The organism is Asticcacaulis sp., assembly GCF_020217185.1.
Lineage (GTDB): Bacteria > Pseudomonadota > Alphaproteobacteria > Caulobacterales > Caulobacteraceae > Asticcacaulis.
Genome location: NZ_JAIWNX010000305.1, coordinates 1 through 18,036, shown reverse-complemented (window position 1 = coordinate 18,036; position 18,036 = coordinate 1). Strand labels below are relative to the sequence as shown.

Genomic DNA, 18,036 nt, shown 5'->3' with positions numbered 1-18,036 from the left:
TCGCTCTAAATTTTTGTTTTGTCGCGATGTTTTTGCGGAAAACCGCTCACACTTTTGGCTTCGCCGAACTCCGTTTCCGCACATCGCTCTAATACCAACGGCCGAAGATGCTGACTGCATCCGGACGTTGAAGACACGAGACTCTCTCGAAAGGCATACCAGGAGTCATTTTCGATGACCCTTGGTATGCGCCCTTTCAGTTCACGCCGCATTTCCCCCTCAGGTTTTGCAGTCCGCATATACAATCCTTTAACCGTGTTTTTACACTTTCACATAACACTCCTCTTTGAATTGTTCGGATGCGTGCCCGCAATTATTAAGAGGGGGAACAATGTTCAGACATATTTCTGTCCGGATACGGATTATCGCTGCCTTTTCGGTTGTCCTTGCCTGCACGCTGGGACTGGGTCTGTTTGCCATCAACCGTCTGGCCACCGTCAACGCGTCCCTTAATGATCTTGCCACCCACTGGCTGCCGGCCTCTCATGGTCTGGGCGAAGCCGGTCAGAGTTTTGAACTGGCCCGATTTCGTCAGCTTCAGCTTACGACCGTTCCAGAGTCCGAACGGGCGGAAATTCGCGACAGCGTTAATCAGGAGCTGGCTCAACTGTCGCAAGCCATAGAAGGCAGCACGCGCCACCTGACCAGCCCTGAGGAGCGGGCGCAGTCGGAAAAAATCCGTGCAGAACTGAAAACCTATATGGCCAATAGCGCGCATTATGCCGGGCTGATTGATACCGGTGACATGGCCGCGGCTCAGGCCTATTTCTCGCAAGAGATGCGTACACAGGCCCGCGAACTCCGCAACTATATTCAGGAAGCCCGCGCCTATCAGGTGGAGGCCGGCGACAAGGCCGCCGCTCATGGCATGGAACAGGGCGCGACGGCCCGCACCCTGATCCTGATCGCGCTGGGCGTGACGGCCCTGTGTGCCGCCCTGATCGGCTTCCTGATGATCCGCGCCGTCTCTGTGCCGATCGCGCGCATGTCCGACGTGATGAAGGTTCTGTCCGGTGGTCAGACCGAGGTAAAAGTGCCTCATCTGGGCGAACGCAACGAAATCGGGCAGATGGCTGCGGCCGTCGAAGTGTTCCGCGACGGCCTGATCCGCAACCGCGCGCTGGAAGCCGAAGCGGCCAGGGCTCGCGAAGACGCCGAGCATCAGCGCAGGCAGGCGATGCGCGATCTGGCAGCCGATTTCGAAGGGGCTATTGGCGGCGTGGTCGAAATGGTGTCCTCCGCCGCAACCGAAATGCAGGCGACGGCAGCGCAATTGTCGGCGTCAGCACAGGAATCCTCGGCAAAGGCGCAGTCCGTTTCGGCCGCGGCCGAACAGGCCGGCAGCAGTGTCACCTCCGTAGCCGGATCAGCTGAAGAACTGGGGGCGTCGATCTCTGAAATCAGCCGTCAGGTGCGACACTCGCTCAGCAAGGCGCGCGAAGCGGTGGGCGAGGCCGAAGCCACCTATGCCATCGTCAATGAGTTGTCGGGTGCGGCAGGCCGTATCACCAGCATCGTGGACATGATCTCAAGCATCGCTTCGCAAACCAACCTGCTGGCGCTCAATGCCACCATCGAATCGGCGCGCGCCGGTGAAGCCGGTAAGGGTTTTGCGGTTGTGGCCGCCGAGGTGAAAACGCTCGCTACCCAGACCGCTCACGCGACGACCGAGATCAATCAGCAGATCGCGGGTATTCAGGCGACCACCGAACAGGCGGTGCGCGCCATCGAAAACATCTCGCAGACTATTCGCATCATCAACGAATCCTCAGCCACCATCGCCGCCGCGGTCGAGCAGCAGGGTGCCGCCACCAGCGAGATCGTATTGTCCGTAACTCAGGCGTCCACTGGCGCGATTGAGGTGACGCAAAACATCACGGGCGTCGCCCGCATGGCCGAAGAAACCGGCACAGGCGCGTCTCAGGTGCTCAGCGCTTCATCCGAACTGGCGCAACAGGCGGCGAAATTGCAGGCGCAGGTCAACGGCTTCCTGGCGCAGGTGCGCGCCGCCTGATCCGGTTTGGTGCCTATGCCGCCAGACCGGCCTCCACCAGCAGGGGTTTGAGCCGCACCAGCGCCGCCGGGTCTTCCATCAGGCTGGCGCGCACATCGGGGGCGCGCAACTGCTTCATGATCTCAGCCTTGGCCAGTTCGCTGAGTGCGCCCAGCGGCCCCGACTGCCCGGTGGCCAGCCCCAGCAGGGCGGCCATGCGCTGAAGTGGTGACTTGGAGCCTTTTAGGATTTGCGGCAAAAGCTGCACATCCCCGGCAATCTGCGCGCCGATCTGCCCCAGTCGCGTATGAGCGGCTTCGGTATCGCTTTCCCCCAACGCCGCCTTGGTGATGCGGCGTTGCAGCAGGGCCAGCAACTGAAGCCGCTGCGCCGCCGGGCGTTTGGGATCACGCAGGTCGGTTTCAAAGCGATGCGCCGTCAGGGCCGACAACAGCCAGCGCGCCGCCTGTTTTTTATTGGCCGCCCCGACCACGTTCTCGCACAGCCACAACAGGCGCTCGATCTCTTCGAGGCAGTGCGGCGCGCCGCGCGTCAGGCCTTCGACAAAAGCACTCGACACCAGCATTTTGGAGCGTTCGATAAAGGCGTCGGAAATGTCTTCGCGCTCGACCTGCTGCTGGCTGCCGGCCGTGAGCGCCAGCGCCATGGCGCGCAGAAGGTCGATTTCGCCCACTGGATTGTCCGGCATCAGCCGCTTTACGCCGCGCAGTTCGCCCAGCACATTGCGAAAGGCCTGAAGGCGCAGGTCGCGGAAATGGCCGTCGCGGATCAGGCGCGCAAACTCTTCGAGGTGGGCGGGCGGTGGCGGTAAGGCGCGCCCAATGCCCGTATCGACCTGACTGAGGCGTTCGATGGCTTCACCGCTGACCATATGGGTCAGAAAAGCCAGACCTTGCCCCAGAGTGATATCGCTGCCCAGCATTTCGGCCAGTCCGCCCTTGCGCGCAAACAGCTCGACGATGGGCGTTTCAATGACATCGAGCGCCCATTTCAGCTCCGGCTTGCTGACGATGGCGGCCGCGATACGCGTCAGCGGCATCAGCTTGCGTCCGGCACTGCGGTCCGCGCCCATCAGCTTCGCCACCGCGCCGCCAAACGCGTAGCCGCGCTCAGGTGATTGCCCGATACGCGCAACCTGAGCCGCGATATCGCCGCTGAGGTCGATGTCACCGAATACCTTTTTGCGGCCGTCGCCGATGACGCGGTTGATGGCCCTGTCCGTCAGATTGGTCCAGCGGCGCATGATCTCGTGGATCGAGGCCCCCGTTTCCTCGGATTCAGGGATGGCGACCTTCTGGATGGCGTGGGTCAGGTCATTGGTCGAAACGTCGAGCCGCTCACACAGGACGGGGCTGTGCAGCAGTTCGAACACGGTGGCCCCCTGACGGCGCAGCCAGTCTTCGAGCACGCGGGCAATGGTTTCGCGGGCGTGGCGGCTATAGAGGTCCTGCGGCGAGGTACAGACAGGCTCGGCACTGCTGGCCACCTTGGGCTTGCTGCGTGTTTCCGGCAGCCCCTCAGTCAGCACGGTATAGGTGCGAAATTCCCCGGTATCGTCGGAAAAGACTTCCTTGGTCACCTTGATGGCGGCGGCGCGACGGGCGTTCAGCAGCTCACGCGCCTGCGCGATGGCGGCGTCTCGGTCTTCCAGCGCGTTTTGCAGCACCCAGCCCGATTGCGGCGTCTTGCGCGAAAAGATTTCGTAGTGGATCTGACCGGCCATAAAGCCTCAAGCGTGACGTCAATAATTGGCTCTTTATGACCCGCGTGTCACAAACCCTGCCATTCACGTCGAAATATGGACGAATCCTGTTAAATTAACGTTGAAGGGGCGTTCGGGCCTGATTATCACCCCGGAGCGGCCTATATTTGGTCAATAATTGAGTGTTTTGGCGTAAACGGCGTTATATGGTGCGCCACAGGTAAGACAACCGGAGGGCTTATGGCCAGAATTACCCTTGTCGATGATGACGAAAACATTGTCACCAGCGTTTCGCTGGCGCTGGAAAGCGGCGGACATACGGTGCAGGCCTATCACGACGGCGCGACCGGTCTGGCTGCACTGGAAAAGGACCCGCCCGATCTGGCCATCCTTGATGTGAAGATGCCGCGCATGGACGGTATGGAGGTGCTGCGTCGCCTGCGTATGAATTCCAACCTGCCGGTGATCATCCTGACGTCGAAGGACGATGAGATCGACGAAGTGCTGGGCTTCAACCTTGGCGCCGACGACTATATGCACAAGCCGTTCTCGCAGCGCCTGCTGCTGGAGCGCGTCAAGGCCGTGCTGCGCCGCGCCGGCGTCGTCGATCAGTCCGAGCCGCCGGAAACGCAGGAAGCGCTGAACGCCAAGTCGCTGAAGCGTGGCAAGCTGGTCATGGACGCCGCCCGCCACGAATGCACCTGGGACGGCAAGCCGGTGCGCCTGACCGTCACCGAATTCCTGCTGCTGCACGCCTTGGCGCAGCGTCCGGGCTTCGTCAAAAGCCGCGACAACCTGATGGACGCCGCCTATGACGATCAGGTCTATGTCGATGACCGCACGATCGACAGCCACATCAAGCGCATGCGCAAGAAGTTCCGGCTGGTTGATCAGGAGTTCGACTCCATCGAAACCCTTTATGGCGTAGGCTATCGCTACCGCGAAGTGTAACCCATGCCGTTTGCCCGCTTCCCTTATACCTCCCCGGCCTGGCCGGGGAGGGGTGCCGCACGGGCCGCCACTGGCGGAGATCTGCGGCGATGGGGGCGCTTGTTGAGCCCACCTCCCCAATCCTATGGGGAGGCATAGACTATGCCCGGCACCGAAACCCCGCAGCGTCGCCTTCTGCCGCCCTTTGCGCGCATCGGTTTTTTCCGGGCGCGGCTGGGGCGGCTGATTCTGCTGCTCAATCTGGCCGGGCTGCTGGTGCTGATCACCGGTGCGCTGGTGCTCAATGAATTCCGTCAGGGCCTGATCGACAACCGCAAGGAGTCGCTGATGGCGCAGGCGGAGACCATGGGCGAGATCATCGCCGAGGTCGCCACTGCCGGTGACCCTGAGCCCTATCTGGAGCCGCAATACGCCGTGCTGGTGCTGGGCCGCTTCATCCCCGCAGAGCAGCGCGCCCGCCTGTTCGATGCCAAAGGGCACGTCCTCACCGACTCCTATTCCGTCTCCGAACAGATTGATGTGCGCAGCCTGCCGCCGGTCGAGGACACCCTCCCCGATACCGAGCGGCGCAAGGCGCGCAACCTGCGGCAGGAAAAGGCGCGTGAGGCGCTGGACGCCGAGGTCAGACAGGCCCTGAGCGGTGAGCCGGTCGCTTCGGTGCGCTATAACGAAAAGGGCGAAAAGGTCGTTTCCGTCTCGGTACCGCTGAAGCGCGTCAAGGCCATACTGGGCGTGCTGACCATCGAAGCCGGTGATGTGGACACCATCGTCGCGGCGCAGCGCTGGGCCATGCTGCCCTTTATTCTGGTGGCGCTGGGCGTCAGCCTGTTTTCGTCGCTGCTGCTACACTGGCTGGTCAGCCGGCCCATCCACCGCCTGTCCGACGCCGCCGATGCCGTGCGGATGCAGAAGGCGCGCACCTTCTCCCTGCCCGATCTGGAGTCGCGCCACGATGAGGTGGGGATTCTGGCTCGCTCGCTGCAATCCATGACCGAAGCGCTGCAAAAGCGCATGGACGATATCGACCGCTTCGCCGCCGACGTGTCGCATGAGATCAAGAACCCCCTGACCTCGATCCGCAGCGCGCTGGAAACGCTTAGCCTGGTGAAGGATGAGGCCGCCAAGGCGCGCCTGATGGCCGTCATCCAGCAGGATGTGCGCCGCGCCGACCGGCTGATCACCGACATTTCCAACGCCTCACGCCTTGATGCCGAACTGGCGCGCGATGTGCCCAAACCCGTCGATGTCGGCGCCCTGCTCGAAGACATTGTCTCCCTCTATCAGCACATGCCCGAGGGGGCGGCGGTCAGTCTGGAGCGCAAACTGACCCCGGCGGCGTCGAAGGTGATGGGCCGCGAAGGGCCGCTGGGGCAGGTCTTCCGCAATGTCATCGACAATGCGCGCTCCTTCTCGCCCGAAGGCGGTACGGTGCGCGTCTGCGTCGCCTATTCCGACGCCGACCCGAAGCGCCCGGTGCACATCGTGATCGAGGACGACGGCCCCGGCATCCCGGCGGAAAATCTGGAGACCATCTTCCAGCGCTTCTATACCTCGCGGCCCAAGGGCACGGATTTCGGGCGTAATTCGGGTCTGGGTCTGTCGATCTCGCGGCAGATTATTGAGGCGCAGGGTGGCCGTATCTGGGCCGAGAACCGCCTGAACGGCGATAACACCATCGCCGGCGCGCGCTTTACCATCACCCTGCCGAACGTGTATCAGTGACCCATCCCTATACCTCCCTGCCTTCGATGGGGAGGTATGATTATCCGGAGCCCGTACTTGTCCCGAATCATCCTCCACGCCACGTCGCTGACCGTGCCCATTCGGGGCCAGTGGCGGGGCGTGCTGCTGATGGGGCCATCGGGCATCGGCAAGAGTGATCTCGCCCTGCGCGCGCTGGAGGCTGGGTTTCAGCTTGTGAGCGACGACTACTCGGTCCTGTGGGCGTCGGGCGATCACATTTTCGCCAGCGCTCCGGACACCATTGCCGGGCGAATGGAGGTGCGCGGTATCGGCATAACGCCGCAGCCCCGTCGCCCCCTGACCCGCGTAAGCCTTTGTGTGCATTGCCAATTATCGCCCCCTGAGCGCCTGCCCGAAGCCGAGTTGACCCCCGTTCTGGGGTATGATTTACCCACCCTCAGGCTTAACCCAAGGGAAGCTTCGACTGTGGCCAAACTGCTCACCCGGCTGCGTCTTCTGTCGTGATCCCACGGATCGCCCTTGGCACCGTCGCATTTTCGTCCTAAATCGAAAGACCTTTTTGCAGTGCAGTGAATTGGGTCTATAATCGGGCTCTTGTGCCGCTCCCCGGACTCCCCCTCCGGGACAATCGGGCGGTCACGTGTAGGGATGACGTCTATATGATCGGACTGGTGATCGTGACCCACGGCGGTCTGGCGGAAGAGTTTGTATCCGCCATGGAACACGTTGTGGGACCGCAGGATCAGGTGACGGCCATCTGTATCGGGCCTGAAGACGACGTGGCTCAGCGCCGTCAGGACATCCTCAAGGCCACCTTTGCCAATGACAGCGGCGACGGTGTGATCCTGCTGACCGACATGTTCGGCGGCACCCCGTCGAATCTGGCCATCTCCGTCATGGAGCAGACCAAGGCCGAGGTGATCGCCGGGCTCAACCTGCCCATGCTGATCAAGCTGGCGACGCTGCGCAAGCTGGAGGCCCTGCCCGATTGCGTGCAGCACGCGCAGGAGGCCGGGCGCAAATACGTCACCGTCGCCTCTTACGTCCTGTCGGGTGACAACTGAGCGTGACCACCCGAATTTGACCACCCGAATTTGACCGCAAGCGGCGGGACGCGCAGGGGGCTCAAAACATTCACAATGGAGGTATCCGGTGAGTGAGGAACCATCCATGACCGCTGCCTTTGCCCTGACCGAAGACCCGCGCTGGCGGGCTGTGACCACCCGCGATGCGACGCAGGACGGCGCTTTTGTCTATGCCGTGAAGACCACCGGCGTCTATTGCCGCTGCACCTGCCCGTCGCGACGGCCAAAGCCTGAGAATGTGCGCTTTTTTGCCACTGGCCCCGAGGCGGAGGCCGCCGGGTTTCGCCCCTGCAAACGCTGCCAGCCCGATCAGGGCGGCCAGCGCGCCCTTCAGGCGCAGCGCATCGCCGAGGCCTGCCGCGAAATCGAAACCGCCGAGGTCGAACCGACCCTGGAAGCGCTGGCCCAGCGGGCGGGCCTAAGTCCCTTTCATTTCCACCGGGTGTTCAAGGCGGCCACCGGTCTGACGCCCAAGGCCTATGCCCGAGCTCATCGCAGTGGCCGGATGCGCGCCGCGCTGAAGACCAGCGGCAGCGTGACCGAAGCCATATACGAGGCCGGGTTCAATGCCCCCAGCCGCTTCTACGCCGATACGGCCCAGGCGCTGGGCATGTCACCGCGCACCTTCCGCAAGGGCGGCGTGGCCGAGGTGATCCGCTTCGCCGTGGGGCAGTCGCGTCTGGGGGCGCTGCTGGTGGCGCGCAGCGAAAAGGGGGTCTGTGCGGTGTTTCTGGGCGACGACCCGGAGGCGCTGGTACGCGACCTTCAGGACGCCTTTCCCAAGGCCGAACTGATCGGTGGGGACGCGGCGTTTGAAGAGACCATGGCGCGTGTGGCCGGGCTGATCGAAGCGCCGCAAACCGCGCTCGACCTGCCGCTCGATATTCGCGGCACCCTGTTCCAGCAGAAGGTGTGGGCCGCGCTTCAGGCCCTGCCCGCCGGCACGCGCGTCTCCTACAGCGAACTGGCCGAACGGGTCGGTTTGCCCGCCGCGGTGCGCGCCGTGGCCTCGGCCTGCGCCGCCAACAAGATCGCCGTGGCCATCCCCTGTCACCGCGTGGTGCGCACAGATGGCAGCCTGTCGGGCTATCGCTGGGGCGTAGAACGCAAGGCGGCGCTGCTGGCGGCGGAACGTTAGGCTCACCGCTTGATTTGTTCTCTTTTTGTGCTATGTTCGCATTACGTTCTAATGACGCTGCGGAACCGCACCATGGAAAACGAGAACATCGAACCCCTGCGCAAGATCATCCATGTGGATATGGATGCCTTCTACGCCTCTGTGGAACAGCGCGATAATCCCGATCTGCGCGGTAAGCCCGTGGCGGTGGGCGGGCTGGAACGCGGCGTCGTGGCGGCGGCCTCGTATGAGGCGCGCAAATACGGCATCCGCTCGGCCATGCCGTCGGTGACGGCGCGACGCAAATGCCCGGACCTGATCTTCGTTAAGCCGCGCTTTGACGCCTACAAAGCCGTATCGAAGCAGATCCGCGAGATTTTCGAGGACTATACGGAGCTGGTGGAACCGCTGTCGCTCGATGAGGCCTATCTTGATGTTACGCACAATCACAAGGCCATCGCCTCGGCGACCCTGATCGCGCAGGAAATCCGGGCACGGATCAAGCTGGCGACCGGGCTGACGGCTTCGGCGGGCGTGTCCTATAACAAGTTTCTGGCCAAGATGGCCTCGGACTATCGCAAGCCGGACGGGCTTTACGTCATCACGCCGCGCATGGGGCCTGAGTTTGTCGAAACCCTGATGGTGGGGCGCTTCCACGGCATCGGCCCGGCCACCGAAGAGAAGATGAACCGGCTGGGCATCCTGACCGGGGCCGATCTCAAGGCGCAGGACCTGGCCTTTCTGCAAAAGCATTTCGGCGTGTCGGGCGACTATTACTACAATATCGCGCGCGGCATCGACCATCGCCGCGTGCAGCCCGACCGGGTGCGCAAGTCGGTGGGGGCGGAAAACACCTTCTTTCAGGACATCTTTTCGCTGGAGGCCGCGCGCGCAGCCCTTTCACCCATCGTGGACAAGGTGTGGCGCTACTGCGATCAGCACGGCACGCGCGGGCGTACTGTGACGCTGAAGGTCAAATATACCGACTTCCAGCAGATCACCCGCAGCCACACGGCAGCCGCTACCGTGCTCAACAAGGACGAACTGGCGCGCCTGTCGGGCGGCCTGCTCGAAAGCGTCTTTCCGATCGCCAAAGGCATCCGTCTGCTGGGCGTCACCCTGTCGTCGCTGGGCGGCACGGAGGCGCAGGCCGAACCTCAGCAATTGTCGCTGGCCATTTAATTAAACGTGGTGGCGATATCCGCACCTTCTTTGAGCGTCAGAGTGACCGGCGTGCGTTCGACCACCTCGGCCAGTCGCGCTCTCTGGGCCTCGTCCAGCGCCCCCGTCAGGGTCAGGACGCGCGTGATTTTTGAGCGTTTGTCGTCCTTGCTGTGGTGCAGTTCCACATCAATAGCCTCCAGCGGCCAGCCCTTGCGCGCGGCATACATACGCAGCGTGATGCAGGTGCAGGCGGCCAGCGAGGCCAGCAGCAAATCGTAGGGGGCAAACCCGGCATTGCCGCCGCCCAGGGCTTCGGGCTCGTCGGCGCTGAGGGTGCGTCCGCCGGTTTCGATGGTGGTGAGAAAGTCTGTGGTGCCGATATGGGCGCGGGCATGGGCCATGAGGGGTCTCCGTTTTGTCGGCAGACTATATGCGCGGGGCGTCCCTTCCTATGGCTATTTTACGGGCACGCACCGCAAATAGACAGCGGCGGTGGGGCGCCAGTAAACCAAAAGAGGCAACGCATGACGACCCTGTATGGCCAAGAGGCCCGCGAACGTATCTGGTCCCTGATCAAGGACACCAAGGTGGCCATGCTGGCGACGCACGCCGCGACCGGCCTGCTGCACGCGCGGCCCATGATGCCGCAGATCCGCCACCCCGAAGACAAGGCCTTTGACGGCGTTCTGTGGTTTTTCACCGGGGCCGATACGGGCAAGATGGCGGAAATCGACGCCAATCCGGCGGCCCTGCTGACCTTTTCTGATCCGAAGGGTCACAACTATGTCGCCCTGAACGGCACGGTGAGCATCAGCCGCGACCCGGCCATTATCGACGAACTGTGGTCGGCGGCGGACAAGGCGTGGTTCCCCGGTGGCAAGGACGATCCCAACCTGCGCCTGCTGCGGTTCGACGCCAGCGAGGCCGAATTCTGGGACAGCCCCGGCCTGATTGCCGCCGGCATCGCCTTCCTTCAGGCCATGGCCACGGGTGAACGCGCCGACCCCGGCGACCACGGCCATGCCGATTTGGACATCCCCGATTTGGCTCCGCACACAGACGATCGGGCCGATCCGCTCGCCTTCACGCCGCGCGATCCGGTGGGTTAAGGGATAAGCAAGGTGCTGCCGGTGGTGGCGCGGCTCTCCAGCGCTTCGTGGGCCGCGCGCGCCTCGGTCAGCGCGAAACGCTGATCAATCCGTACACGGACCTTGCCGTTCAGGATGACCTCAAACAGGTCCGCCGCGGACTCAACAAGCGTTCCCCGGTCGCGGTTATAACCAAACACCGAAGGCCGCGTCAGGAACAGCGAACCCTTCGTATTCAGCACCGAAATATCGACCGGCGGCACGGCACCCGACGACTGTCCGAACGACACCATCAGGCCCAGCGGCTTGAGAACCTCCAGCGATCCGTCAAACGTGTCCCTGCCCACCGAGTCGTACACCACATCGACCTTGCGTCCGTCCGTAATCTCCAGAACGCGGGCGACGAAATCTTCGGTGCGGTAGTTGATCAGATGGTCATAGCCATTCTGGCGCGCCAGTTCGATCTTGGCCTCAGAACCGGCGGTGCCGATCACCGTGGCCCCCAGCGCCCTGGCCCATTGCCCGGCGATCAGCCCGACGCCCCCGGCCGCCGCGTGGAGCAAGACCGTATGTCCCGGCCCGACGCGAAAGGTGCGGCGCAACAGATATTGCGCGGTCAACCCTTTGAGAAAGGCCGCCGCCGCCACTTCGTCGCTGATGCCGTCGGGAATGGGGATCAGCTTGTCGGCAGCGATCAGGCGCGTTTGCGCATAGCCGCCGGGCGTCGCCGAATAGACCACCCGGTCGCCGGGTTCGATAAAATCGACGCCTTTGCCCACGGCTTCAACTATGCCCGCCCCTTCATTGCCCGGCACAAAGGGCAGAGCGGTCTTATAGAGGCCCGAACGGAAATAGGTGTCGATGAAGTTGACGCCGATGGCGGTGTGACGCACGCGCGCCTCACCGGGCCCCGGATCGCCGACCTCGATCTGTTCGACGCTGAGGACCTCCGGTCCGCCGGTCTGATGCACGCGAATGGCTATGGTCATAATCGTTTCTTTCCTCCTCCCTGTTGCGCAGCAATGGGGAGGTGTCAGCGCCATTTATGGCGATGACGGAGGGGGCTGACTCCGAGGCTTCGCCCCCTCCGTCTTTTGTCGCTACGCTCCAAAATCCACCTCCCCACGCCAAGGCGCAGGGAGGAGATTAAACCACCTCGCCGGCGCGGAAAATCAGCGATGATCCCGGTTCGACCGCTGTCCACACCTCATCGTGGGTGAGGGGCTGGGTGGCGATGATGATGACCTTGTCGTCCGGTGTGGTTTCCTGTGCGAAATCGACCTGCATCTCAGCGTCGATCAGGGTGGCACGGCCGAAGGGGGCGCGGCGCTGTATATAGGTCAGTTTCTTTGAGCAACTGGCGTAAAGTGACCGTCCATCGGTCAGCAAGGCATTGAAAACGCCCATCTTACGCAGCTCACCGAACAACCGCTTGACCTCCTTGTCCAGCACGCGGGCCGGCGGATAGTCCATATATTTGCGGACCAGTTGATCGAGTATCCAGCAGAAGGCGTGTTCGGAGTCGGTCGTGCCGATCGGGCGGAAAAAGCTCAGCGGCAGGGCTTTGACGCCTTTGAGCTGGCCATTGTGGGCGAAGGTCCACGCCCGGCCCCACAGTTCGCGGGTGAAGGGGTGGGTGTTTTCCAGCGCCACGCGACCGCGATTGGCCTTGCGCACATGGGCGATGACCGTCTTGGACTTGATGGGGTAGTCACGCACCAGAGCCGCCAGCTCGGACGTCGCCGACGGGTTCGGGTCGTGGAAATTACGACACCCCTTTTGCTCATAGAAGCTGATGCCCCAACCATCGGCGTGCGGACCGGTGGCTCCACCGCGTTTGGCCAGGGCCGTAAAGGAAAAGCGGATGTCGGTGGGCACATTGGCGCTCATGCCCAGAAGTTCGCACATGTCTCAATACCCGAACGTAAGTCTCGTCTCACCTGTAACAGGCGAACGCCCCAACCGGCAAACGAGGCTTTCTATTGCCTTGGGTAAGAAGAGATACGCAACAGGATTGCCCGTTTACACATCCCGGTCTACCAATCGTTCCGGTATTGGCCGCGTTGGGGCCGCTTTGTTTTTTGCAACGCCTCATGTGTTTCCGAAAACCCCTTCACACGTTTCGGCATGAGGCTCTCGATGGAGACTTCTGATGAAACGCACGGCAACAGCCCAATGGCGCGGCGACGGCATGACCGGCACCGGCACGCTCACCACCCAAAGCGGCGCCTTCACGGCCCAGCCCTACAGCTTCAAAACCCGCTTCGGCGATGAAGAGGGTAAGGCCGGGACCAATCCGGAAGAACTGATCGCAGCGGCGCATTCCGGCTGCTTCACCATGGCCCTGTCATTCGCCCTGGCCAAGGCCGGGTTCACGGCGGAACTGCTGGAAACCGAAGCCGTGGTTGAAGTGACGCCCTCCGAAGCGGGCTTTTCCATCACCGCCATCACGCTGAGACTGAAGGCTCAGGTACCGGGTGTGTCGGCCGACCAGTTTGAGGAACTGGCCGCCGGGGCCAAGGCCAACTGTCCCATCTCCAAGGCGCTGGCCTCGGTGCCGATCGCGCTTGAGGCTCAACTGGTCTAAGGCATGGCGTCCCTCCCTGCGTACGGCAGGGAGGGATGCCGAAGTTCATCGACCATTAAAAAAGCCGCCCGGCATTCCGAACGGCTTTTTCGTGTTCTTCGTGGCAAAAACCCTACCAGCTCCCTGTATTGGGCATACTGGCCCACGGTTCCTGCGGGGCCTTGGGTGCCCCCTTTTGCAGCAGTTCGATGCTGATACCATCCGGAGAGCGCACAAAGGCCATATTGCCATCGCGCGGCGGGCGGTTGATCACCACGCCCATATCCATCAGGTGCTGACAGGCGGCGTAGATGTCATCGACCTCATAGGCCAGGTGCCCGAAATTACGCCCGCCCGTATAGTCTTCGACCTTACCGTTTTCGTCGGGCCAGTTATAGGTCAGCTCGACATGCGGCGCGGCGCGGTCGCCACCATTGACGGTCGCTGTGGCCGAATCGAGCGGCGCGGCCAGAAAGACCAGCGTAAAGCGGCCCTTTTCGCTCACCGTGCGGCGCACCTCAAACAGACCCAGACCGCGGCAATAGAAATCGAGCGCCGCGTCCAGATCCTTCACCCGGACCATGGTGTGAAGATAACGCATCAATGATCGCCTTCGGGGCGCGGTGCCGGGCTTTGGTACTCGTGCGCGTGGTCCTTATGCACGAACTTGCGGTCGCAATAGCCGCATTCGACCTCACCATTGGCCCCCAGTTCCAGATAGACCAGCGGGTGACCCAGCGCGCCACCGCCGCCATTGCAGGCGACCTTGTGACCATCGACATAGATGACTTCGGGAGGAGGAACGGTGCTCATAGATATAAGGCCCAGCTAACTCAGGGAGATCAGGGCAAGCCTTACTGAAAGCCGCGCCGCGCGTCAAATGAACAAAGCCCCTCCGCCGAGGTTCAGCGAAGGGGCAGGTGGAAAAGGCGTCATTTGTGTCAGGGGTGACGCCCCTACTCGTACCCGTGGGCCGCCTCATTGATGGTCAGGGTCGGCATACGGGTGAAATCGACCTCGACCGGCTGCGCCAGCCTGAGCTGATAGGTGCGCAGGACGTGTTCAAGGCGACGACGGGTTTCCTGCGTGGCGGCCGCATCCGCATTGAGGTTCAGCGGCGCGAGGCAGAAGTCGATAATGGCATCAGGACGGGTGTAGGCGTTCATACGGCACTCTCCTTTATTGTGTTCAAACGCCGCATGGCTCCTCGCCCATAGAAGCGTGCTAACGCTTCGCTCTTTGAGCACAAAGTCTCGGGCGGCCAGTCGGCCTTGCCGAAAGAAATGCTGAAGCATTCCTTTCGGAATTACTGCGCGGGTTTTACTATGAAGGGGGTTACTCTGCGGGCTCAGCCTGAAACTGAGCGGTTTCGGTCGAGTCCTTCAGCGCGGTGGTCGAGGACTGACCATTGGTGATGGTCATGGCGATCTTGTCGAAATAGCCGGTGCCGACCTCGCGCTGGTGGCGGGTAGCGGTATAGCCCGCCGCCTCATTGGCGAATTCGCGCTGCTGAAGCTCGGAATAGGCCGCCATGCCGCGGTCGCGGTAACCGGAGGCCAGCTCGAACATGCCGTTATTCAGCGAGTGGAAGCCGGCCAGCGTCACGAACTGGAACTTGTAGCCCATAGCCCCTAACTCGCGCTGGAATTTGGCGATCGTCGCCTCGTCCAGCCTGGCCTTCCAGTTGAAGGACGGCGAACAGTTATAGGCCAGAAGCTTGCCCGGATGGACCCTGTGCACGGCCTCGGCAAAGCGGCGCGCGTCGTCGAGGTCCGGGTGCGAGGTTTCCCACCACAGCAGATCGGCGTATTTGGCATAGGCCAGACCGCGCGCGATACAGTGATCGAGCCCCGTCCCGGCCTTCAGGCGGAAAAAGCCTTCCGGCGTGCGGCTGTCGCGGTCGATGAACGGATGGTCGCGCTCATCAATGTCCGAGGTGATCAGTTGCGCCGACTCGGCATCGGTGCGCGCCACAGTCAGCGTCGGCACGCCCATCACATCGGCCGCCAGACGCGCCGCGATCAGGTTGCGCTCATGCGCCTGGGTCGGGATCAGCACCTTGCCGCCGAGGTGGCCGCACTTCTTTTCCGAAGCCAGTTGATCCTCGAAATGCACGCCCGCCGCCCCGGCCTCGATAAAGGCCTTCATGATCTCAAAGCTGTTGAGCGGCCCGCCAAAACCGGCCTCGGCATCGGCGACGATGGGCGCGAACCAGTCGCGTTTCACGCCACCCTCAGAATGCTCGATCTGATCGGCGCGCTGAAGCGTGCGGTTGATGCGGCGGCACAGTTCCGGGGCGGCATTGGCCGGGTACAGCGACTGATCCGGATACATGGCCGAAGCCGTGTTGGCATCCGCCGCCACCTGCCAGCCAGACAGGTAGATGGCCTTAAGCCCGGCGCGCACCATCTGCATGGCCTGATTGCCGGTGACGGCCCCCAGCGCATTGATAAAGGGCTCCTCGTGCAGGAGCTGCCACAGGCGGTTGGCCCCGCGCTCGGCCAGCGTGTTGCGGACCCACACCGAACCCCGCAACTTTTCGACCTCCTGCGGCGTGTACGGACGGGTAATGCCGTCGAAGCGCCCCTTGGGGGCATTGGGCACCAGTTGCTCGAAAGTGGTCATGACAGGGTCTCCATATCCCGACGCTCAGGCCGGGGGGTGGTGGGATTGAGGCTTTCGCGATGGGCCATCAGGGCGGCCTGACGCGACAGGACGGCCGCCGCGCCGAAGGAGGACGCATAGACGGCCACAAGGTCGAACGGGCTCAGGAACGGTGTGAAGATGGGTGAATTTGTCATAATACGTCTCCTTTCCGGCGGCCGGGCCGCGCTGGTGATGGGACGATTAAGCGCCGAAAATCAGCGAAAAAGTAGAGATTAGCGGGTGAATGCCGCGTCATTTGGCAAAACGCGACCTTGCTCATTTTGTAAATTTGTGACTAAATGACCTTCTCCTCCCTGTGCCGAAGGCATGGGGAGGGGGACCGCCAGCGAAGCGCAGCGGTGGAGGGGGATGACGGCGAAGATGGAACGCGCTGAACATTCTGGCGTTACCCCCCTCCGTCTGCTCACTGCGTTCGCATCCACCTCCCCATCGCTGCCGCGATAGGGAGGAGAGTGAGAGCCATGTCCGAACTTGATCGCAAACTCTTCCTGGGCGGCCGCCTCAAACGCCTGCGGCACGACCTGAACCTGACCCAGACGCGCATGGCCGAAGACCTTGGCGTGTCGCCCTCCTACCTCAATCATCTGGAGCGCAATCAGCGCCCGGTGACGGCGCAGGTGCTGTTGAAGCTGGCCTCGACCTATGATCTCGATATGCGCAGCTTCACCTCGGAGGCCGATCCGTCGGGTGAGGCCGATCTGGCCGAGGTGCTGAGCGATCCGCTGTTCAAGGACCTGCACGCGCCGCGCCGCGAAATCGCCGATCTGGTCGCCGCCTCTCCCACGGTGGCCGAGGCCATGCTGCGGCTGTACCGCGCCTATAAGGAGCGCAAGGTGCGTGAGGTGATCGACCTCAGTTCAGCGGAAATCCTCAACGAACACTCGCCCGCCGACTGGACCCGCGATCAGGTGCAGTCCGCCAATAACCACTTCCCGGACTTCGATGCGCGCGGCGAGGCCTTGTTCGAGGCGCTGGGCGGTGATCCGCACACGCTCGAAGCCGCCGCCGAACGCCGATTGCAAAGTGAATTTGGCATCGGGGTGCGCTTCATGCCCGCCTCGGTCATGCTGATCTATCAGCGGCGCTACGATCCGCACCGGCGCCGTCTGATGCTGTCGGAGACGCTGGCCCCCTCCTCGCGCGTCTTTGCCATCGTCTATCAACTGGCCCTGTCGCTATACGGCGCGGAGCTGAATGCGCGCGTCGAACGCGCCAAGGCCCCGGACCTCGCCTCGGCGCGCCTGTTCAAGATCGCGTTGCTCAACTATCTGACGGCGGCGACCCTGATGCCCTATGGCCGCTTTCACGACGCGGCCGAAGCCTGTGGCTACGATCTGGAGCTTTTACGCGCCCCGTTCGGCGTCAGTTTCGAGCAGGCGGCGCACCGCCTGACCACCCTGTCGCAGCCCGGCCGCCGCGGCGTGCCCTTTTTCATGATGCGGATAGATTCCGCAGGCAATGTCTCCAAACGCTTTGCGGCGGGAAAGTTTCCCTTTTCGCGCTTTGGCGGGGCCTGCCCGCGCTGGAACCTGCATCAGGCCTTTCAGTCGCCGGGCCGCATCCTCACCCAGGTGATCGAGACCCCCGCAAGCCCGAGCGGCGAGCGGTCGCGCTATTTCACGCTGGCGCGCACGCTCGACCGGGGCCTGCGCGGCTGGGACGGCGGGGCCTATAGCGAGCAGGCGCTGGGGCTGGGCTGTGAGCTGAAATACGCCGACAAGCTGGTCTATGCGAAGGGGCTCGACCTCTCAAACCCGGCAGCGGTCGAAACCGGCCCCATGTGCCGGCTGTGTGAGCGGCCCAACTGCCGCGAACGCGCCGCCCCGCCGGTGACCAAGACCCTGTCCGTCGATGAGTGGATCAAGTCGGCCACGGCATTTCCGTTTTAGAGCGATGTGCGGAAACGAAGTTCGGCGAAGCCAAAAGTGTGAGCGGTTTTCCGCAAAAACATCGCGACAAAACAAAAATTTAGAGCGAA

General features: G+C 62.7%; 19 protein-coding genes. 10 read left to right on the top strand and 9 right to left on the bottom strand.

All coding sequences use genetic code 11. The features are described from left to right. Positions 1-331 precede the first annotated feature (331 nt). Positions 332-2,014: a methyl-accepting chemotaxis protein gene (locus LDL37_RS15760; RefSeq protein ID WP_290799777.1), complete on the top strand. Its 1,683-nt coding sequence runs from the start codon at positions 332-334 to the stop codon at positions 2,012-2,014. Between the two features lie 13 nt (positions 2,015-2,027). On the opposite strand, the gene LDL37_RS15755 is transcribed toward LDL37_RS15760, so the two are convergent. Beyond that, positions 2,028-3,737, bottom strand: a complete 1,710-nt coding sequence (locus tag LDL37_RS15755) for a hypothetical protein (RefSeq protein ID WP_290799775.1) — start codon at positions 3,735-3,737, stop codon at positions 2,028-2,030. A 219-nt stretch (positions 3,738-3,956) separates the two neighbouring features. Here LDL37_RS15755 and LDL37_RS15750 point away from each other — a divergent pair, with 219 nt between their 5' ends. From LDL37_RS15750 to dinB, 6 genes are all read left to right on the top strand, one after another. Further along, entirely contained in the window at positions 3,957-4,667 is a 711-nt protein-coding gene (locus LDL37_RS15750) for a response regulator transcription factor (RefSeq protein WP_290799773.1), read from the top strand. 141 nt (positions 4,668-4,808) lie between these two features. Further along, a complete protein-coding gene (locus LDL37_RS15745) occupies positions 4,809-6,389 on the top strand; it encodes a stimulus-sensing domain-containing protein (protein ID WP_290799771.1) in 1,581 nt (526 codons plus the stop codon). Between the two features lie 57 nt (positions 6,390-6,446). Continuing rightward, positions 6,447-6,875, top strand: a complete 429-nt coding sequence (locus LDL37_RS15740) for an HPr kinase/phosphatase C-terminal domain-containing protein (RefSeq protein ID WP_290799769.1) — start codon at positions 6,447-6,449, stop codon at positions 6,873-6,875. Between the two features lie 155 nt (positions 6,876-7,030). Then, on the top strand, positions 7,031-7,435 hold the full coding sequence (locus LDL37_RS15735) for a PTS sugar transporter subunit IIA (protein WP_290799767.1): 405 nt from the start codon (positions 7,031-7,033) through the stop codon (positions 7,433-7,435). Between the two features lie 106 nt (positions 7,436-7,541). Next, positions 7,542-8,594: a bifunctional DNA-binding transcriptional regulator/O6-methylguanine-DNA methyltransferase Ada gene (gene ada / locus LDL37_RS15730; RefSeq protein ID WP_290799765.1), complete on the top strand. Its 1,053-nt coding sequence runs from the start codon at positions 7,542-7,544 to the stop codon at positions 8,592-8,594. A gap of 72 nt (positions 8,595-8,666) precedes the next feature. Continuing rightward, on the top strand, positions 8,667-9,755 hold the full coding sequence (gene dinB / locus LDL37_RS15725) for a DNA polymerase IV (RefSeq protein WP_290799763.1): 1,089 nt from the start codon (positions 8,667-8,669) through the stop codon (positions 9,753-9,755). On the opposite strand, the gene LDL37_RS15720 is transcribed toward dinB, so the two are convergent. Then, the gene (locus LDL37_RS15720; RefSeq protein WP_290799761.1) at positions 9,752-10,138 is read right to left on the bottom strand and encodes an OsmC family protein; all 387 of its coding nucleotides are present in this window, start codon (positions 10,136-10,138) and stop codon (positions 9,752-9,754) included. The two genes, dinB and LDL37_RS15720, sit on opposite strands and share 4 nt — an antisense overlap. Before the next feature lie 123 nt (positions 10,139-10,261). Between LDL37_RS15720 and LDL37_RS15715 the strand changes: the two genes are divergently transcribed. Then, positions 10,262-10,846 (top strand): pyridoxamine 5'-phosphate oxidase family protein, encoded by a 585-nt coding sequence (locus tag LDL37_RS15715; RefSeq protein ID WP_290799759.1) that lies wholly within the window; start codon positions 10,262-10,264, stop codon positions 10,844-10,846. Here LDL37_RS15715 and LDL37_RS15710 read toward each other — a convergent pair. Then, positions 10,843-11,814, bottom strand: a complete 972-nt coding sequence (locus tag LDL37_RS15710; RefSeq protein ID WP_290799757.1) for a quinone oxidoreductase — start codon at positions 11,812-11,814, stop codon at positions 10,843-10,845. The two genes, LDL37_RS15715 and LDL37_RS15710, sit on opposite strands and share 4 nt — an antisense overlap. A gap of 157 nt (positions 11,815-11,971) precedes the next feature. Beyond that, entirely contained in the window at positions 11,972-12,733 is a 762-nt protein-coding gene (locus LDL37_RS15705) for a class II glutamine amidotransferase (protein WP_290799756.1), read from the bottom strand. 244 nt (positions 12,734-12,977) lie between these two features. Here LDL37_RS15705 and LDL37_RS15700 point away from each other — a divergent pair, with 244 nt between their 5' ends. After that, the gene (locus tag LDL37_RS15700) at positions 12,978-13,412 is read left to right on the top strand and encodes an OsmC family peroxiredoxin (protein WP_290799754.1); all 435 of its coding nucleotides are present in this window, start codon (positions 12,978-12,980) and stop codon (positions 13,410-13,412) included. A gap of 112 nt (positions 13,413-13,524) precedes the next feature. On the opposite strand, the gene LDL37_RS15695 is transcribed toward LDL37_RS15700, so the two are convergent. The 5 genes from LDL37_RS15695 to LDL37_RS15675 all read right to left on the bottom strand — a co-directional run bounded on the left by LDL37_RS15695 (position 13,525) and on the right by LDL37_RS15675 (position 16,192). Further along, complete coding sequence (locus tag LDL37_RS15695) at positions 13,525-13,992, bottom strand: lactoylglutathione lyase (RefSeq protein WP_290799752.1); 468 nt, start codon at positions 13,990-13,992, stop codon at positions 13,525-13,527. Continuing rightward, positions 13,992-14,204 (bottom strand): zinc-finger domain-containing protein, encoded by a 213-nt coding sequence (locus LDL37_RS15690; protein ID WP_126421587.1) that lies wholly within the window; start codon positions 14,202-14,204, stop codon positions 13,992-13,994. Before LDL37_RS15690 ends, LDL37_RS15695 begins: the two co-directional genes overlap by 1 nt. A gap of 143 nt (positions 14,205-14,347) precedes the next feature. Then, on the bottom strand, positions 14,348-14,557 hold the full coding sequence (locus LDL37_RS15685; protein WP_272742530.1) for a hypothetical protein: 210 nt from the start codon (positions 14,555-14,557) through the stop codon (positions 14,348-14,350). Positions 14,558-14,726: 169 nt separating this feature from the next. Beyond that, the gene (aceA, locus tag LDL37_RS15680; RefSeq protein WP_290799750.1) at positions 14,727-16,016 is read right to left on the bottom strand and encodes an isocitrate lyase; all 1,290 of its coding nucleotides are present in this window, start codon (positions 16,014-16,016) and stop codon (positions 14,727-14,729) included. After that, positions 16,013-16,192 (bottom strand): hypothetical protein, encoded by a 180-nt coding sequence (locus tag LDL37_RS15675; protein ID WP_290799749.1) that lies wholly within the window; start codon positions 16,190-16,192, stop codon positions 16,013-16,015. Before LDL37_RS15675 ends, aceA begins: the two co-directional genes overlap by 4 nt. 327 nt (positions 16,193-16,519) lie before the next feature. Between LDL37_RS15675 and LDL37_RS15670 the strand changes: the two genes are divergently transcribed. Further along, on the top strand, positions 16,520-17,947 hold the full coding sequence (locus LDL37_RS15670) for a helix-turn-helix transcriptional regulator (RefSeq protein ID WP_290799748.1): 1,428 nt from the start codon (positions 16,520-16,522) through the stop codon (positions 17,945-17,947). Positions 17,948-18,036: the final 89 nt, after the last annotated feature.

Bases quoted from the DNA above. Each gene is read 5' to 3' on its own strand.
- ada (WP_290799765.1), top strand. From the start codon at position 7,542: ATGACCGCTGCCTTTGCCCTGACCGAAGACCCGCGCTGGCGGGCTGTG.
- LDL37_RS15745 (WP_290799771.1), top strand. From the start codon at position 4,809: ATGCCCGGCACCGAAACCCCGCAGCGTCGCCTTCTGCCGCCCTTTGCG.
- LDL37_RS15705 (WP_290799756.1), bottom strand. From the start codon at position 12,733: ATGTGCGAACTTCTGGGCATGAGCGCCAATGTGCCCACCGACATCCGC.
- LDL37_RS15715 (WP_290799759.1), top strand. From the start codon at position 10,262: ATGACGACCCTGTATGGCCAAGAGGCCCGCGAACGTATCTGGTCCCTG.
- LDL37_RS15685 (WP_272742530.1), bottom strand. From the start codon at position 14,557: ATGAACGCCTACACCCGTCCTGATGCCATTATCGACTTCTGCCTCGCG.
- dinB (WP_290799763.1), top strand. From the start codon at position 8,667: ATGGAAAACGAGAACATCGAACCCCTGCGCAAGATCATCCATGTGGAT.
- aceA (WP_290799750.1), bottom strand. From the start codon at position 16,016: ATGACCACTTTCGAGCAACTGGTGCCCAATGCCCCCAAGGGGCGCTTC.
- LDL37_RS15675 (WP_290799749.1), bottom strand. From the start codon at position 16,192: ATGACAAATTCACCCATCTTCACACCGTTCCTGAGCCCGTTCGACCTT.
- LDL37_RS15670 (WP_290799748.1), top strand. From the start codon at position 16,520: ATGTCCGAACTTGATCGCAAACTCTTCCTGGGCGGCCGCCTCAAACGC.
- LDL37_RS15720 (WP_290799761.1), bottom strand. From the start codon at position 10,138: ATGGCCCATGCCCGCGCCCATATCGGCACCACAGACTTTCTCACCACC.
- LDL37_RS15735 (WP_290799767.1), top strand. From the start codon at position 7,031: ATGATCGGACTGGTGATCGTGACCCACGGCGGTCTGGCGGAAGAGTTT.
- LDL37_RS15755 (WP_290799775.1), bottom strand. From the start codon at position 3,737: ATGGCCGGTCAGATCCACTACGAAATCTTTTCGCGCAAGACGCCGCAA.
- LDL37_RS15700 (WP_290799754.1), top strand. From the start codon at position 12,978: ATGAAACGCACGGCAACAGCCCAATGGCGCGGCGACGGCATGACCGGC.
- LDL37_RS15695 (WP_290799752.1), bottom strand. From the start codon at position 13,992: ATGCGTTATCTTCACACCATGGTCCGGGTGAAGGATCTGGACGCGGCG.
- LDL37_RS15710 (WP_290799757.1), bottom strand. From the start codon at position 11,814: ATGACCATAGCCATTCGCGTGCATCAGACCGGCGGACCGGAGGTCCTC.
- LDL37_RS15760 (WP_290799777.1), top strand. From the start codon at position 332: ATGTTCAGACATATTTCTGTCCGGATACGGATTATCGCTGCCTTTTCG.
- LDL37_RS15750 (WP_290799773.1), top strand. From the start codon at position 3,957: ATGGCCAGAATTACCCTTGTCGATGATGACGAAAACATTGTCACCAGC.
- LDL37_RS15690 (WP_126421587.1), bottom strand. From the start codon at position 14,204: ATGAGCACCGTTCCTCCTCCCGAAGTCATCTATGTCGATGGTCACAAG.